We start from the raw sequence: 17798 nt of genomic DNA on the forward strand, positions 1-17798 counted from the left end.
ATTCTACGGGCAACGAGGATGAATGCCACCTTGTGTACAAATATACGCTAGCTGCTTGGGATCTAAATTTTTGGCTTGAGAAAAATCAACGCCTTGGACTACAGCGGATACTGAGCCTAAGTCTGGAGTTTGGACAAATTGATCGGCTGGATCTTGTTTGCTAGGAGCGAGAATTGTTCCTTGGAAATTTGCTCCTGCTACATTCGCCCCCCGCAAATCTGCAAGACTGAGGTCAGCATTTTGCAAGTTAGCGTTTTCCATCTGAGCAGAACGCAAAACAGCACCAGTTAGACGAGTGGCGCTCAGGTTCGCATTGCTGAGATTAGCTCGATCCAAATATGCCCCTGATAAATCTGCTCCTTCCCAATCGGTGTTAGTTAAATTGGCAAAGGATAATTGTGTTCCTATGGCACTGACGCGACCTAAACGGGCAGCGTATAAATTCGCTTCGTTTAACTTAGCGTCACCTAAATCTGCTCCAGTTAAGCTGGCTTGCTCTAAGAGTGCATTTCGCAGATCGGCTCCCACTAATTGGGTGCTGTTGAGTCTAGCCTCATATAAACGAGCGTTGGATAAATTGGCTCTGTTAAGCGTGGCGCGGCTCAAATCGGTACGGTTCATCATGACTCGGCTGAGGTTGGCATCAGTCAGATTAGCTTGCTGCAACTGAGCTTGGCTTAAATCAGCCATCACATCGTCGAAGGTATCCCAGCGTCCATCTTCACCTATACCCCGAAAGCGGGCGCCCTTAAGATTAGCTTGGTTCAAATTTGCAGATTTTAATTTAACTCCTGACAAATCAATACCATCTAGTACCAAGTTGAATAAGGAACTGCTTGGAGTACCGCTTTGACCTAATTGGATGCGGCTCAAGTCAACACCCTCAATTTTTCCGCTGTAAACAGATAGAATTTTATTGATTGTCCGCTGATTTCTTTGTAGCCGTCCTTGGCGGAGTTCTCGTTCTGGGCTTGCACCGCTGCTCAAAGACTCTAGTTCGCTCACCAGAAACTGATTCTTATTTTTTAATTCTGGGATGGCTTTGGGGCCGACACTTGTCAAAGCTTGTTGAATCGTATCCACGAGGCTAGGATTGGTTTCCTTCACCAAGAGATCCGCGAGAAATTGAATCGATTGTGGGTCTTTGACGCCACCCAATGCCAAAATTGCACTTTGACGTTGTTCAGTGGTAGCCCCAGAATCGGGACTTAATTGTTTGACAAGTTCCAGGAACTGTTGCCCGTTGATTTGCTTGGTTGCTCGCTGGGATTGTTGAACTTGGATATAAACTTGAGTTCCGATTAAAGTTGCCAACACAGCAGTCATGCTCGTCAGCCCTACCCCAAACAAAGTTAAATTGGGATTTTGCTGTATCCGCCGCCATAGACGAGGTGTCTTGGTTGGTGCGGCGGCGGCTAATTCTTCTCCCTCCTGCCATTCCTCTGCTGGTTGGTCGCTATCGCCAACAGACTGAGGTTGTCTGTTAGCTAAAAGTGAAGAAGGGCGAGTAGCATCTATACTGTAAGTACCTGCAAGTCGGTCGTGGAGAGCGCGACGCCCTCCTTGGCGGGACGGTAAAGCTATTGCTTCACCCAGCACCATCAACACAGCTAAAAAAGTGAATAATCCTAAATTCGGAAAAGCAAAGCTATAACGCCACAATAGATAAGCGATAGAAACGGGTACAGTCCAACGACCGACTCCTTCTCGAATCACAACCGCTCCCAAACCAGGGGGCGCTCCTTGCTCGTTGACAACCCGTATTCCTAACCAGCGTTTGGGAATTGTGCTACCAGTCTTAGCCAGTAAATACAATTGCCACCAGGAAAGAGTTACAGGCGCTAATAGGGCTATTGTCCACAAAAAATTAGTCGGCCAGGCTACGTTACGGATACCATAGCTAACAGGCAGAGCCAATGGTCTGGCGATCGCTCTTTCCGTTGTTACCAATACAGGATTGAGCGGCACTCGATTCAAATCGCTTCTCGAATCGACATAGACACCAATGCCAAAGGGAATCAACCCACTGGTAACTACTAGTGTGATTTCAGCCGCCCAAGCAGCAAAACGCCTGCTGGCTAGCATTAGCGAATTGGCTCTTTCCGGTTCTTGTGACTGACCAGATTGATTACTTCTCCTCACAGTTGGTGTCGTCATTGCATAATTCCCTTTGACATTATTTCTAGGCCTTGATTGGCAAAATTAAAATAGACTATTGCTTACGTTGAAAGCTACTAGACACAAAAAATTTGTATCCAACATACACTAACACTGCTAAAAGTGCCAGACTGATTACAGATGCAACCAGTTTAAACACAGCTTGCACTATCGCCAAGCCCAACAGCACTGCTACACCCGAAAATACCAGCTTTTTTGTAGCTGATAAATTGCCAAACCAGATGCGAAATCGCTCCAGTTGCAAATTGAAGTTAGCAAAGCTAAACTCAAATGTCTGTTTTTGTTCTTCTGGTGATTGAGGAACCACCTGTGGTGAAGAATTAATTTCTGCCTCTAGCTTATCGAGGCGACGCTGCAAGTCTTCTTCTCTTTGAGGATTCATCTATTTTTTCTACCTCAGCTAGGACACTTACTCAACAACATACCAACCAAATTTTATTTTGGTGGTTGTGTTAGTGATTTTAGCTAATGTCTGTGTATGCAAGACCTTTATCAGCAGGGAGAAATTATGTTTTTTTCTTGTTATTTTTCAACCTGCTTTCTGCACCTAGTACTATTACTGGTAATAAATGTAAAATATAGTATCAATACAAATCTGAGTCAATGATGAAGTGCTAAATTTTCCACTTAATAGTGACTGATTAGATCGATTCATTAACTATATATTTATAGCCCAGACTTTTCTGAATTCTATAATCAATCCTCAATTTATAAGTATTAAAAGATACGGCAGCCTTGGGAACCAATTAGGAATTGCTATCGTCTATTGTATTCAGAGTATATATAACTATATTGCTCTAGAAAAATCTGGAGCATTAATAAAAATGAAGACTTTTAGTCTATTAACAATTGTTCCTACAACTTTAGCGATCGGTTTGATTTTCACTGAGGCTAATTTAGCACAGACACCAAATATAGAAATTAATCGGAATCTGCAACCAGATCCGCTAATTTTGAACGGAAAGTCTGGGGGATCTGTCAAAAGCAACTGTGGCAATATCACCACTGCACCCAATCAAATTATTCAAGTTAAGGAGTCACTGCCTTACCTACGATTAAGAGTAGAGAGCCAAGGGAAGCCAACACTGTTGATTGACGGACCTGGAGGAAAGTTTTGCGTACAACCAGATAGCTACTCTGGAGGCAAGCCAGAACTTTCTGGTTACTGGCAGGCAGGAAGATATTCGCTCTATGTAGGCGAACTCTCTGGGCAACAGTATAACTACATCCTTTCAATTTCGCAACAAAAGAAATAATGCTTGTCACTAGTCATTTGTCCTTCGTCAGTTGGCATTTATCCTTTTTCTAAAACTAATGACCTGTTTGACCAATGACTAATGACTAATGACTAATCTTCCAATGATTGAGTTGGTACTTCAACTGCTTTGACATCAATAGTGCCTGCTGGTGTGATGCGCTGAAAATGACTATTTTGTACTAACAACGACTCACCACAGTTAGGACACTGCACTTGGCTGTTATTTAAACCTGTAAATTCATATCTACAGACGGGACACTGGTCAGCAACCAAGTTACGTTGCAACCACCAACGAAAACCAAAGAAAGCCACAAGGGGTGCCAAAAACAGCAACCCAAAAATAATTAGCAACGAATTAACCAACCAACCCAAGCCCAGTGATGCTAGCAACCAAGTAACTGCTAGCAGAGTGAGCCAGGGTCGGAGATTTAAAAGATTTAATTGAAATGACTTAAAGCTCATTTTTTAAGTTTCGTCCTGCTCTCCCTCTAGGATAGCGATTTTGGCCATCAGTCATTATTCATTATTCATTAGTCATTAGTGATTTGTCACTGGGGCTTAGAGCTGAGGATAGAAGCAAATATTGTAACTTTTGTTGGAACGCATCCAAACCAAACAGAGCGATCGCTTGTTCTCGTAGCCACTGTCCATTACACCGTTGGTCATTACCTTGCAGCATTTCTATACAAGCTGCTGCTACAGCGTCAGGATTGCGGTGTGGTACTCGCCATCCAAGTTTACCATCCTGCAAGGGGTCAGCCGATCCATCGTCGTCACCAGATAATACAGGTACTTGACAAGCCATTGCCTCTAAATAAACAATGCCGAAGCCTTCTTGGGAAGGCATAATATAGGCATCAGCAAGGCGATAATGTTCCATTAATTCTTCTGTGGCGACGAAACCAGCAAACACAACGCGATCGCTTACACCTAAGTCTTTGGCAAGTTTAGCTAATCGCGGTTGGTCATCACCACGACCAATTACTAAATATTTGACTTCTGGGAAAACCTCAGCGATTTGTGGTAGGGCGCGAATCGTGACATCCACGCCTTTGTAAATATCCCCTGACCATAACCGCGCCACTGTCATTAGCACCTTAGCACCAGTTAAGCCATACTTTTCAACTAATTTTGGCTGTTTGTCACCGGGAGTGAATTTATCGCTATCAATTGCACAAGGCATCATCTGGATAGTTTTAGGGTCTAGACTATTGGCAATACAAGCGCGATCGCGGCTGTAGCGACTAATTGTCCAAATTCCGGCTGCCGATCCTAAGGCGCGGCGTTCTTGATTTTTCAGCGGTTCCCAAACTTCTTTACCGTAAGTTAATACGGTGTAAGGAATCCCCAAAGGTTGGCAAAGGGTTTGGATTAATACTGCTAAGTTAATGTGACCGCAGAAAACTTGTTCGGGACGGTTTTGCAATAGACACTTCAGTAAAGCCGCTGCCATTTTGACTCTTCCCAGCTGGGGAGAGCTATTTTTAAAGTAGTGAAATTTTAAATTTTCGTCTTCAAAAGAATTTAAGCAATTGGCACTATCTCGCAGCAAAAAGACTTCCGCCTTATAGCCTTGATTTAATTTTAGATAAGCTCGAAAAATATCTTTTATATATGATTGAATACCGCCTTCGCGAGCAAAAATTTCTAAGAACACGAAGACGTGGTTAGTTTTTTTGTTAACTTTATTACCTAATTTTAGGTTTTCTGTCACTGTATTAATGAGCATGTTTGGTTATTTACACTCTTGGCAAGGGGGCGATTGCACCGCTTTCTAATCGTTCTAAATCTGTTTTTACCATTGTTTCTAATAGTTCTTCAAAGCTTAGTTGAGGTTCCCAGCCAAGGTTTCTTTTTGCTTTACTAGGGTTAGCAACTAGTTGAAAATGCTCGTCTTGTCGCAATAAATTAGTATTTATAATTACATGATTTTGCCAATCCAATCCCACGGACTCAAAGGCTGTAGCCACTAAGTCTCTGACGCTGTGTAGCTTACCTGTGCCAATAACGTATTCTTCAGGTTCATCTACTTGCAACATACGCCACATTGCTTCTACATAATCACCTGCAAACCCCCAATCGCGCTTGGCATCTAGGTTACCCATTTCTAAGGTGTCAGTTAAACCCAATTTAATCGATGCAACTGCTAAAGAAACTTTGCGCGTAACAAACTGAGGTGCGCGTAGAGGAGATTCATGATTGTATAAAATTCCGCTACAGGCAAAGAGTCCATAGCGCTGTCTGTGATGCACCATTGTCCAATGGGCGTGCATCTTGGCGGCAGCATAGGGATTTTTCGGACGGAAAGGAGTTTCCTCATCTTGAGGCGAAGAGAAAACATCGCCAAACATTTCTGAACTGCTGGCTTGATAAAATCTGGTAGACAAACCAACGTGTCGCACTGCTTCTAAGAGCCTGGTCGCTGTACCAGTTATCAGATCTAGAGTCCCCAAAGGGTCGTTCCACGAATCTGGTACAAAACTCGGAGCTGCCAAATTATAAATTTCTTGGGGACGCAGTTGTTCAACAGCTGTCAGCAGTGCCGTACTATCCCTCAGATCTACTGTAAAAATTTCTACTTGAGTTGCTAGCTTTCCTAATTTTGTCAAATTAGGCTGTCGATGCGGGGGTACTAATCCTACAACTCGGTAACCCTGGTTAAGGAGCAAATGGCTGAGATAGTAGCCATCTTGACCAGTAATTCCTGTAATTAGGGCTGTCTTAGTCATATTTTGTCCCCTATGTATTCTATCTCTCTATTAAGCACTACATGGCACTTGTTGGAGAACAAAAGTAAGACTCTCAACACTGCTGACAAATCTTAGCAAGGGAGCTTCTATAACTCGAATGCTATCTTTACTGCATTCAATAATTCTTTTTATACAAGAATACTCTTTTATTATTCACAAAAAAATCATAATATTTAAGCAATTTCACGGAAAAAACATATTAAATTAATTCACATATTCTTGAAAAAATAGTATAATTTTGTCAATCAAATAAGCGTTTATTTAAGTAACTACTGGCTATGATAATACATCTGTTCTCAAACAGATAGTTCAAGATCGGCCAAAACTCTTCTTGGCATTACCGCTGGGAAAGGTTTATAAAAATAAAAAGGTAAAAAAGGGTATGTTCGGTCTTAACTTTTCCAGAGGTATGGCTTTAACGGACTAAGGACAGGAAATTATTACGTACTTTCCACAAAATCTCAAATCAGCATTAAAAGGATTTTTGCCTTAGCTTATCCTTAAGAATGCTTCACTTTGACTTTTGTACTTTTGTAGAATATTTGACAATCAGCAGACAATTTCTACCATCTGCACCACGCTCGTACACTACACGGTCAGCCAAACGCCGCAGGAGAAACCATCCATATCCGCCTATTATAAGACTACCTGGCTCTGGCTCTGGGATCGCATCTGGATTGAAAGGTTTTCCATGATCCCAAATTCTAATCTCTAGGCGATCGACCCACAGAGAAACGTCGATGTCAATGGTTGTTTCCGGTGGTAAAGCATGATGAGCATGACGAACAGCGTTGGTAAAGCCTTCTGCTAATGCTAAATTGAGACGTTCGAGTTGAGTTTGTGGCCAGCCAAGTTGAGACAAATGTTGAAGAAAAAATTGCTCAAACCATTCTTGCACATCGTCTAAGAGGCTGAGTTCGCTCCTAACCGTCAGATGGTCTTGGTGCACTACGGTAAGCATTAACTGTGACTTGAATGAAAGTAAACCCAAGTTGCTAGCGATCAAATTTTGCCCTTTTTGCAAAATTTTTCTGACATCTAAAAATCTAAATTGACATATTCTGCCTAACAAAATACAAAACATGAACAATTTTGGCATTCGAGGGTTGTAACTGGCAACTTACGTAAGAGCTAAATCAAAATTATTTATATTTGTTTACCGTGCCAATTTTAGATTTTAGATTTTAGATTTTAGATTAAAAATTATTTCGGTACTCCTGCAAAAAAGCAAGTTACATACCCCGCCACTAGTCGGCTGAACAAATCCTTCGATCCAAAATTTAAAATTTTTAAGCCCCTATCCAGAGTGGTTGGGGTTAATCCAAAATCTAAGGATTGACTTTTAGTGATTTGAGATTTTGGAAGTTCCACCTAAGGCTTCTTTAGCTTGAAACTTCAAAGGGGAATGCTAGACAAAGGGAGAGCTACAAAAGTTCAAAAATCAAAAGAAGATTCTAATCAATGACTAGATCGATAGTACTAAATCACTTATAGATTCTAAATTTTGACTCTTTTATACCCAATTCTGACGCTTTTCCACCCAAAACGTCAAATCCAAGATTCAAGCTGGATTATTAAAATTGACGCCTGTTTATTTTTTCAAAAGCACATCTGCAATATGCTCTTAAAATTCACAGGCGTCAAAGCACTTTTTGGTGACTAATTTTAGAATAGTCCCAAGGTCAAAGATTTATCCAATGGCAAGGCAGCACCAATACCTAGCCACAGGGTAACAAAGGTGCCAAATAGGAACACTGTGGTTGCAACTGGACGGCGGAAGGGGTTTTGGAACTTATTGACGTTCTCAATAAAGGGAACGAGGATTAGTCCCAAGGGTACGGAAGCCATTGCTAACACTCCTAAAAGTTTGTTAGGAAGCGATCGCAAAATTTGGAACACTGGATACAGATACCACTCTGGTAAAATTTCCAATGGTGTGGCGAAAGGATTTGCTGGTTCGCCAGTCATCGCGGGGTCTAGCACAGCTAGAGCCACAATTGCAGCAAAGGAACCCATAATTACAATGGGAAACACGTAAAGTAGGTCATTAGGCCAAGCGGGTTCACCATAGTAGTTGTGACCCATACCTTTAGCCAGTTTGGCTCTTAACTTGGGATCGCTGAGGTCAGGTTTTTTCTGCGTTGCCATTTTTAAATGTGTCCTGCTTAAGTTGAATTAAAGCATTTGTGAAAGCTATCGGCTATTAGGCAACTCTCGCAAGCGGCGTTGTGTCTCGTCTGCGGTCAGCCGCTTCGAGGATGCCTAAAGCTTTCTGCTTGGGATGCAAGTGTTTGTTTTTTGTAACTTATGTAGAATTAATTTCTTGTGTTTCATAAGTTTAAAACAAACAACTCGATCTGGAAACTGACAAATGTTGCCTTTTGCTAATCTTTGAGATTACAAAGGCCCAGAAATACCTTGTTTGCGGATCATCAAGAAGTGAAACAGCATGAAGACTGCAATTAACCAAGGCAAAACAAAGGTGTGTGCGCTGTAATAACGAGTCAATGTTGCTTGACCGACACTAGAACCACCGCGCAATAGGTCGGAGATTAGAACGCCAACCACGGGAATTGCTTCTGGTACGCCGCTAACGATTTTCACAGCCCAGTAGCCAACTTGATCCCAAGGCAGGGAGTAGCCAGTAACTCCAAAGGAAACGGTAATTACAGCCAGGATGACACCACTTACCCAGGTCAATTCGCGGGGCTTTTTAAAACCACCAGTCAGATAAACCCGGAAGACGTGCAAAATCATCATCAATACCATCATGCTGGCAGACCAGCGATGGATGGAACGAATTAGCCAACCGAAGTTCACTTCATTCATGATGTACTGAACTGAGGAGAAAGCTTCAGCAACTGTTGGCTTGTAGTAGAACGTCATGGCAAATCCAGTGGCAAACTGGATCAAAAAGCAAGTCAGGGTAATTCCACCCAGACAGTAAAAAATGTTGACGTGGGGAGGGACGTACTTGCTAGTAACGTCTTCGGCGATCGCTTGAATCTCCAGGCGTTCCTCAAACCAGTCGTAAACGTTGGCCATACAATCTCAAGTTCCTAAGAATCGGTTGCGTTTGATAAATTCCGAAGTTCTAAATCGGCGACGAAAGTTTTCAGGGTCTCAAGCTTCGGCATCTTACGAGTTCGGCTTTAGGCTTTCCCCCACTAGATGCCACAGCTTAGAGTAGCAGCATAACCCTTTGCGGACTCTCTAGAAGCCGCCGAGTCGTGACTTCTCTCCCAATTAGCAATTTTGGGATTTTAGTAAAGGGGACTTTTTGTTTGTCAGCTTTCAAAGTGCTAAGAGTTTTCAGAAACTTTACACTCTGTAAAGATGGAATGTATTGCGATCTCTTTATGCTCCAACACAGAAAAATGCGGACACAAAGTAGATTTTATCGTTTGCTGAGTGGGATGGACTGCATCAGTTGAGTAAACAACTTGATGAGAAGAATGCACCACTTCTATAAAAAAAGTAACATAATCGAGAGATAGATTTCATCAACAACAGGACAACAGGGCATTTCTAGGCAATTTGGGTTGAGGTGGAATTGATAATGGGGTTCATGAACAAATTTTTTCGAGTTGGATTTTCACTGCTAATGGCGTTTTGCTTGTCTTTGGGTATAATTACCCAGCCTGCACTGGCTTTGACGGCACAACAAAAGCTAGTTTCTGAAGTTTGGCGAATTGTCAATCGTACTTATCTGGATGAAACGTTTAACCATCAAAATTGGGCGGTAGTCCGGCAAAAAGTTCTGGAGAAGCCGCTTAGCGATTCCAATGCGGCTTATACCGCCATTCAGACGATGCTCAAGAGCCTCGACGATCCTTTTACCCGCTTTTTAGACCCAGAACAGTACCGCAGTTTACAGGTAAACACTTCTGGAGAACTGACGGGGGTGGGATTGCAAATTGCTCTCAATGCGGAAACTGGTAAGCTGGAAGTAGTGGCTCCCATAACGGGTTCGCCAGCGGAGAAAGCGGGGATTAGACCGCGCGATCGCATTCTCAAAATTGAAGGCATTCCCACTGAAAATTTGACTTTGGATGAAGCTGCGACGAAAATGCGCGGCCCCAGTGGCAGCCTTGTGACTCTCCTCATCGAACGAGACGGAGAGCCAGAAACTGAAATTAGATTGACGCGCGATCGCATTACTCTTAATCCTGTGGTTTCGGAATTGCGTGTTTCTGGCCAGGGTACGCCCATTGGCTACCTTCGTCTGGCTCAATTCAATGCCAACGCCTCCACGGAATTGGCAAACGCTATTTCTAGTCTAGAAAAAAAAGGAGCTGCTGCCTACATTCTAGATTTGCGAAATAATCCTGGGGGGTTACTGCAAGCCGGAATTGAAATCGCCCGTTTGTGGTTAGACTCCGGCACTATTGTCTACACTGCTAACCGACAAGGCATTCAAGGTAGTTTTGAAGCCTATGGCCCTGCCCTAACCGACGATCCTTTGGTGATTTTGGTGAATCAAGGAACTGCCAGTGCTAGTGAAATTCTTGCTGGGGCACTCCAAGATAATGGGCGTGCCCAACTTGTGGGGGAAACGACTTTTGGTAAAGGCTTAATTCAATCTTTGTTTGAATTATCAGATGGTTCAGGTTTAGCAGTGACAATTGCTAAGTATGAAACTCCTCAACATCGGGATATTAATAAACTAGGTATTAAGCCAGATAAAGTGATTTCCCAAACACCCCTAAACCGCGAACAGATTGGCACAACTGCGGATTTGCAATATCAAGCAGCGTTGGAACTATTGAATGAAAACTCGGTTGTGGCGGGAAAGACTTAAAAACTTGAGTGCTGTACCCGATCTAGTTGTGGAAGTGCTTTTTTAGGTAGCGAAAATGAGCGCGGCGATCGCAAAGTCAAACTGCGGTTTTATTTCCTTAAGGGGACAAGGAGAAGTGGGGACGACTAAGGCAAAAAGTTTTCTCTTGCTTCCCTTGTCTGGCCATCTTCCTGGATATCTGAAGCTGTTTACTAAAAATAGCCAAAAATTATACCGGAATGTCAATGATAAATTCTGTTCCTTTCCCAAGAATAGAGTTGCAAGTTAATTTTCCTCTGTGGGCTTCTTCGACAATTTGACGAGCGATCGCCAACCCCAATCCGGTTCCTTTACCAACGCCTTTCGTAGTAAATAAATGGTCAAAAATATTTTGTTTTACTTCTTCGCTCATCCCCTTGCCGTTATCAGCAATAATAACTTTCACGCAGTTATTTTCTAGGAAGGTTTTAATTCTAATTAAATTGGGATTTAGTTGAATTTCCTCAAAACTGCGTCCGTGATTTGAGTCTTCCAAAGCATCAATAGCATTGGCTAAAAGATTCATAAATACTTGATTTAGCTGACCGGGAAAACATTCGATTTGTGGAAGATTACTATATTCAGTTAATACTTCAATGGCAGGACGTTGTTCATTTGCTTTGAGACGATGTTTCAAAATTAAAATCGTGCTGTCAATGCCTTGGTGGATATTAAACGGAACTTTGTAATCTCGATCGGCACGGGAGAAGGTGCGGAGGCTGGTGCTAATATTTTTGAGTCTGTCACAGGCCAGTGTCATAGAATCAATTACTTTGGGTAAGTCTTCTAAGGTATAGTCCAAGTCAATTTCTTGGGCATGTTCGAGAATTTCTTCGCTTTTGTTCGGTAGACTTTCTTGATATAGTTTGAGATGTTCAACAAGATCCGCAATAGTAGGTTTAGTTTGTTTGAGACTTGCAGAAATAAAACCAAGGGGATTATTCATTTCGTGAGCGACACCAGCAACTAAATTACCCAAAGCAGACATCTTTTCACTTTGAATAATTTGTAATTGGGCGTTTTGCAAATTAGTTAGAGCTTGTTCTAAATCGTGCGATTTTTGCTGCAAAGCAAGTTCTGATTGTTTGCGTTCGCTAATATCTCGCATCACAGCTACCGCTCCGAGTTTGTTACCCGCAGCATCAACTATTGCTTGTCCGCTGGCTAACAAAATTCTCTTCGAGCCATGCTTGGGTGCAATTATCATTTCAACATTTTCGACAATTTCTCCTTGAAAGGCGCGAAACAAAGGAATTTCTGTAGTTGATAAAGGTGTTTTACCATCAGGTTGATAGAGATCGAAATTTTCTGCCCATTCTTCTGGTGCTAAGGATTCTACTGATAAGCCATGAAATTCACGAGTTGCTTTATTAAATAAAGTCAATTTACCAGTAGCATCGCAGACAACAATGCCATCAGTAATATTGTGAATGATGGCATTTAAAAATTCTCGTTCTTTGGCTAGAGATGTTTCGGCCTGTTTGCGATCGCTAATATCAATTACTACCCCATCCCATAAAATTGCACCATCGGCTTGTCGCTCTGGACGAGCGGCAGATTGAATCCATTTCACCGTTCCTGAAGGGAGGATAATTCGCCATTCTTGTTCAAAAGGTGTCAAAGTTTGGGCAGAGTAAATCATTGCTTGTGTAATGGCTGGGTTATCGTCAGGATGATGCATGGCGTAAAGGCTATGCGTCCCCGCCATCACCAATTCTGGCTCTAACCCGTACAACTCCAAACAGCCAGAACTAACGTAGGGTGTTGAAGTTGAACCATCCGCAGCCAGACGGAATTGGTACACCATACCAGGAATATTATTTGCCAAATTTTGGAAGCGGGTTTCACTAGCTTGCAATTTTGCTAGAGATTGTGCCAATTCTTGAGCATAGCTCTGAGAATTGCCATAAAGTTGGGCATTTTCCAGGGAAATGGCAGCTTGGGCGCAGAGTAAATTGAGCAATTCGACGCGATCGCTGGTAAAGGCTCCAGTAACTAGGTTGTTTTCCAGGTACAATACACCAACCAACTTACCCTGATGCAAAATAGGGCTACACAAGATACTCTTGGGCTGCTGTCGCTGAATATAAGGATCATTAGTTAATTGTCCATGTACTCTAGCATCAATAATCACCGTAGGCTGTAAGCTGCGTTTGACGGTATTAATCAAACTAATCGGCACATCCTGGCTGTCTTCAAGAATTTGTGGCTTCAGCAGTACTGGGGAAAAATCAGTATAAGTGACGGATTGCACCATCAACTGTTCTCCATACGACAGCAGCAACACGCATTTCTCGGCTCCAGAATTTTCAATCAGAATGTTTAGCAATGTCGAGAGCAGTTTTTCCAATTCGATTTCCCCAGAAAGGATTTGGAAAGCTTTGAGAACGGCAGCTAAATCTAAAGCTACAGAGACGCTGCTACTACTAGAACTGGCCGAACTAGTGGAGGTGATAGTCCCTAAGTTGAAGATAGTTTCAGAAGTGGAGAAGGGAGAACGGGTTTGCTGGAGAATGGCGGCGAGTAGTTGGGGATAGCGTTTTTCTAAGTCGGCTACTTTGGCTTTGGCACCCCAACGGGCATAACCATAGTAAGCTTCGGTCATGTATTCTTGAGCAATGCGCCCTTTACCCCAATCCAGGTAGAACTTAGCGGCTAGTTCGTTGGCAAGTGCTTCTTCTTGGGTGTAGCCGTGTTCTTTAGCTAGAGTTATAGCGCGATCGTAATAGTCCATTGCATCGGCTTTGTTACCCAGAATGCGATACTGTTCTGCTGCTACCAAATCAAATTTATGTTGAAAATTCATCGGCGCATCGATCGCCCATTGTTTCATTTTTTCCTGATTATTCGTAACTCGATTCAGGAGGTTTTCTCGTTGCAAATCTGCAACGGATGGGTAGATTGCCAAGTGCGTCAAGGAATCATAGAAATAAGATACTGGTACAACGAAAAGACCCGGCACTCCATCTAAATACTGTTCGGCTTGCAGTGCATTTTTGCGTGCTTGTAGATAGTCTTCAAAAAAGTAGCAAAGAATAAGTTTGTTGAAATAAAAGTGATGCAACCCGGTTCGATCGCGAGCATCCAGAAGCTTTGGTAAAGCTATTTCCTCGTTGTAGACTTCACCCTGTAAGACGCATGGATGTTCTGAGGAATTTAGCAAGTTCAAGACTGATTGTTGAAAGATTTGATGAAAGCTTAAAGCATTTTCTTGCTTGAGTCGGACAAGGATATCACTAATGGTTGCCATTTCTTGTGCAACTATTGTCAATTCTTGTCCCATCAGATACGCGTGCTGGTATTTATGTATAACAGCATGGGTAGCAAATACAAAATTGCCTCCTTCGAGACCACTTTGGTAAGCATCCGAAAGAATTGGTAAAGTTTCTCTAACATGAACTTTACCATGATTTATACAAACTCCCACCACAAAGAATGTAGAGCCTTTGATGTCTGGAACATTGAATTTTTCTGCTAGATTTAAGGCTATTTTTCCAATTTGATAAGCTGATTTAATATTGTGAAATACTGCATTTAAAAGGATACCGTAACAAGCGTAACCATAACTTGAGAATGGTGAATTGCCATAGTTTATTGATAAGTTCACCAGTTCAGATATCACCAATGGAAATAGTATCGGTGCAGCTTGATAGGTAGCAGGGCCAATAGTGGCTAACATCCTTGCAGCGCATAGATGCTCGATATCTGTCATCAATGGTAAGTTAATCAATTCTTCGATATTCTTCCTCTGCAAATTGCTTACAACTTGAGCGATCGCTTGTTGAATATCTGACGCTTCGGGTGCTTGTGGTATCGTTACTCCTAGAAGTTGCAAAGCTTCTAATCCAATTTTGACTGCTTCTAGCTTTTTAACTTGTGCCATATAAGCTTGGATTTTGACAGCATAAACTTTCATTTTGTCAACAGAAGTTTTTGCCTCTTGCATAACAATATCTATCCATTGCTCCATCTGACCAAAATCACCGCTAAGATATGCGGTTTCTGCTGCTAGTTCGTGCAATTCTAGGGTGAGGTTGTAGTGTGTTTGCCAGCAATACTCATCTTGAGATTGAGAACAATTTAGTAAAGCAATACCTGTAGTTGAATACTGATAAGCGGCTGTATAAGCTGTTCCTGCTTGCAAATTGAGTTCAGCGATTTTTATTTGTGGCGGCCGCTCAATAATCAAGGATTTTCCAATGTGGCGGCTCTGGCTTTGTGTCCTGCTTGCAAATTGAGTTCAGCGATTTTTATTTGTGGCGGCCGCTCAATAATCAAGGATTTTCCAATGTTGAGTTGATTGACAATCTCAAACAAATTTTCATCTAGTTTTGTGGCTGGCGTATTGTTCAGCAGCAGTTGTCCAATTCTCAAGTGCGTTGCTTGTTTTTGCTCCTCAGGAATCAGAGAATACGCCGCTTGTTGAACGCGATCGTGCAAAAATTTATAAACTGTCTTTTGTCCTTGGTCATTGGTTATTTGTCTTTGGTCATTGGTTATTTGTCTTTGGTCATTGGTTATTTGTCCTTGGTCATTGGTTATTTGTCCTTGGTCATTGGTTATTTGTTGGAGTTCGTCTTTGAATGACAAATGACTATTGACTAATGACTCTTGTTGATAAAATTTGTAAACTTCATTTGTGGGAATTATAAGTCCTTCTTGCAATGCTTTCCACAAATCCTTAGCGGTTTGTGTCTGGGACTTTTGATAAACGATCGCCAATGTACTTAAATCAAATTGACTCCCAATACAGGCTGCTAGTTTGAGAACTTCCTGAGTTTTGGGCGACAACTTTAAAAGTTGAATTGCCATAAACTCAACGACATCATCTGTGAGGGCGAGCGATCGCACTTGTGCCACATCACATTGCCAGAAACCCGTATGCCAATCAAAGGTAATTAGCCCGTCCTCATGTAATGTCTTGAGAAACTGAGTTGTAAAAAACGCATTGCCTTTGGCTTTTTGATAAACTAGTTCAGTCAACGGCAAGGCAACTTCTGTTACACAACTCAAGGTGTCTGCAATCAAATTGTTGACATCAGCTTGGTTTAAGGCTGTCAGCGTTAGAGTGTTAACCGTCGCTACCTTCTTAATTTCATCAAGTGTCAGCATTAACGGATGAGCCGCAAATACTTCGTTATCGCGGTATGCACCAATAACGAACAGATAGCCCTTTGAGTTTTCATCTATCAACAGCTTCAGCAAATTCAGCGATGCTGAATCTGCCCACTGCAAATCGTCTAGGAACACTACTAATGGATGTTCCCTCGTAGCAAACACTTGAATAAACTTGACAAACAGTAGATTGAAGCGGTTTTGTGCAGCAGCGCCTGATAGTTCTGGCGCAGGTGGTTGCTTGCCAATAATCAGTTCTAATTCCGGAATCACATCAATTATTACCTGTCCGCTCTCACCCAAGGCAGAGAGAATTTTATTTCGCCACTGTTGTAGTTGACTGTCGCTTTCAGCGAGCAACTGTGTCATCAAATCGGAAAAAGCTCGGACAAAGGCAGACAGGGGAATGTTGCGGTCGAATTGGTCGTATTTACCTTTGATGAAATACCCACTCCAGCGGACAATCGGCTTATGTACTTCATTCACCACAGCAGTTTTGCCAATACCAGAGAAGCCAGCCACCAACATCAACTCAGCTGCTCCATTGGCAACTCTGCCAAATGCTTCTAGCAAGGTTTTGACTTCTTGCTCTCGTCCATAGAGTTTTTCTCTTATGAGAAAGCGATCGCTAATATCGTGCTGTCCCAAATCAAACCAGGTATGTTTGCCTGTTGCTTGCCATTCTTGGTAACATCTCTCCAGATCGTATTTCAGCCCCAACGCACTCTGATAGCGGTTTTCAGCGTTCTTTGCCATCAGCTTGCAAATAATCTCTCCTAGCATTAAAGGCATTTCCGGGTTGAGATCGCAGATGGAATTGGGCTGTTTTGCGATATGGGAATGCACTAATTCCATTGGCTCGTCGGATGTAAAAGGCAGTTGTCCGCTCAGTAACTCAAAAAATGTCACACCTAATGAATAAAAGTCGCTGCGGTAGTCAATGCCTCGGTTCATCCGCCCAGTTTGCTCTGGCGATAGATACGCTAGCGTCCCTTCGAGTCCATTGATACTCTGAATTTCCTGGGTTTCTCTTGGTAAGAGCGAGGCAATACTGAAGTCAATCAGTTTGACTTGTTTGGTATCAGGGTGGATTAGGATATTGGCTGGTTTAATGTCCTTGTGAATGACGCGCTGTTGGTGCAACTGGTGTAAAGTATCTAACAGTTGCAGGGCAATGGGTAGAAATTCTTGTAATGTTAGTGGTTTTGCACAAGTAAATTGGCGTAGGGAAATACCACCAAAGTCCTCCATTACCAAGGCATAGCCATTATGATAGGGTTCGAGGCTGTAAGGTTTGATAATGCCAGGAATATCTAGATTTTTGGCGATCGCATATTGGTTGCGAAACTGTACTAATTCCCCCAAAGTTGGGTATTCTCGTTTTAAGAGCTTGATGACAACTGGCTGGCGATGCCTGCGGCGGGCTGCGCCTACGCATTCTCGTACTGCCCGATATACTTGAGTGCGAGAACCTGAATAAAGTTGTTCCACAATCTCGTAGCTAGCGATATTTACAGTTTCAACAACTTTTGCGCTCATAAATTTCTACCAGAATTCGTTGTCTAACGATTAGAATTCCCTAGACAGCATCTTGGTTAACAGATATGGGAAAATTTGGATTGGGCATTGGGAATGGGGAAAGGGAAAGGGGTAAGGGGGAAAAGTCTTTAATATTCCC

The 17798-nt window shown here is 42.4% G+C and carries 11 protein-coding genes and 1 pseudogene; 2 read left to right on the plus strand and 10 right to left on the minus strand.

Annotated features, from left to right (window positions below; all coding sequences use genetic code 11):
- Positions 1 to 3 precede the first annotated feature (3 nt).
- Entirely contained in the window at positions 4 to 2157 is a 2154-nt protein-coding gene (locus NSTC745_RS12940; protein WP_445637497.1) for a pentapeptide repeat-containing protein, read from the minus strand.
- Positions 2158 to 2212: 55 nt separating this feature from the next.
- On the minus strand, positions 2213 to 2560 hold the full coding sequence (locus tag NSTC745_RS12945; protein WP_445637498.1) for a hypothetical protein: 348 nt from the start codon (positions 2558 to 2560) through the stop codon (positions 2213 to 2215).
- Between the two features lie 442 nt (positions 2561 to 3002).
- Between NSTC745_RS12945 and NSTC745_RS12950 the strand changes: the two genes are divergently transcribed.
- A complete protein-coding gene (locus NSTC745_RS12950) occupies positions 3003 to 3434 on the plus strand; it encodes a hypothetical protein (protein ID WP_445637499.1) in 432 nt (143 codons plus the stop codon).
- 92 nt (positions 3435 to 3526) lie between these two features.
- Here the strand turns inward: NSTC745_RS12950 and NSTC745_RS12955 are convergent, their stop codons facing one another.
- The 6 genes from NSTC745_RS12955 to petB all read right to left on the minus strand — a co-directional run bounded on the left by NSTC745_RS12955 (position 3527) and on the right by petB (position 9231).
- A complete protein-coding gene (locus NSTC745_RS12955; protein WP_445637500.1) occupies positions 3527 to 3898 on the minus strand; it encodes a hypothetical protein in 372 nt (123 codons plus the stop codon).
- Positions 3899 to 3959: 61 nt separating this feature from the next.
- On the minus strand, positions 3960 to 5165 hold the full coding sequence (locus NSTC745_RS12960; RefSeq protein ID WP_445637501.1) for a glycosyltransferase: 1206 nt from the start codon (positions 5163 to 5165) through the stop codon (positions 3960 to 3962).
- A gap of 10 nt (positions 5166 to 5175) precedes the next feature.
- On the minus strand, positions 5176 to 6165 hold the full coding sequence (locus tag NSTC745_RS12965) for a GDP-mannose 4,6-dehydratase (RefSeq protein ID WP_445637502.1): 990 nt from the start codon (positions 6163 to 6165) through the stop codon (positions 5176 to 5178).
- A gap of 532 nt (positions 6166 to 6697) precedes the next feature.
- Entirely contained in the window at positions 6698 to 7147 is a 450-nt protein-coding gene (locus NSTC745_RS12970) for an ATP-binding protein (RefSeq protein WP_445637503.1), read from the minus strand.
- A 704-nt stretch (positions 7148 to 7851) separates the two neighbouring features.
- Positions 7852 to 8334, minus strand: a complete 483-nt coding sequence (gene petD / locus NSTC745_RS12975; RefSeq protein WP_445637504.1) for a cytochrome b6-f complex subunit IV — start codon at positions 8332 to 8334, stop codon at positions 7852 to 7854.
- Positions 8335 to 8583: 249 nt separating this feature from the next.
- Positions 8584 to 9231, minus strand: a complete 648-nt coding sequence (petB, locus tag NSTC745_RS12980; RefSeq protein ID WP_096534690.1) for a cytochrome b6 — start codon at positions 9229 to 9231, stop codon at positions 8584 to 8586.
- A gap of 514 nt (positions 9232 to 9745) precedes the next feature.
- Between petB and ctpA the strand changes: the two genes are divergently transcribed.
- Positions 9746 to 10987 carry a carboxyl-terminal processing protease CtpA gene (ctpA, locus tag NSTC745_RS12985; protein WP_445637505.1) on the plus strand — a complete coding sequence of 414 codons (1242 nt, stop codon included), beginning with the start codon at positions 9746 to 9748 and terminating at the stop codon, positions 10985 to 10987.
- A 208-nt stretch (positions 10988 to 11195) separates the two neighbouring features.
- Here ctpA and NSTC745_RS12990 read toward each other — a convergent pair whose 3' ends face one another.
- Together NSTC745_RS12990 and NSTC745_RS12995 are read right to left on the minus strand one after the other, a co-directional pair.
- Positions 11196 to 12506 (minus strand): PAS domain-containing sensor histidine kinase, encoded by a 1311-nt coding sequence (locus tag NSTC745_RS12990; protein WP_445638592.1) that lies wholly within the window; start codon positions 12504 to 12506, stop codon positions 11196 to 11198.
- Positions 12495 to 17659 (minus strand): annotated as a pseudogene (locus NSTC745_RS12995) (AAA family ATPase); the annotation flags it as partial. The gene NSTC745_RS12990 and the pseudogene NSTC745_RS12995, both read right to left, overlap by 12 nt.
- Between the last annotated feature and the right edge of the window lie 139 nt (positions 17660 to 17798).

It is taken from the genome of Nostoc sp. DSM 114161 (genome assembly GCF_052692665.1).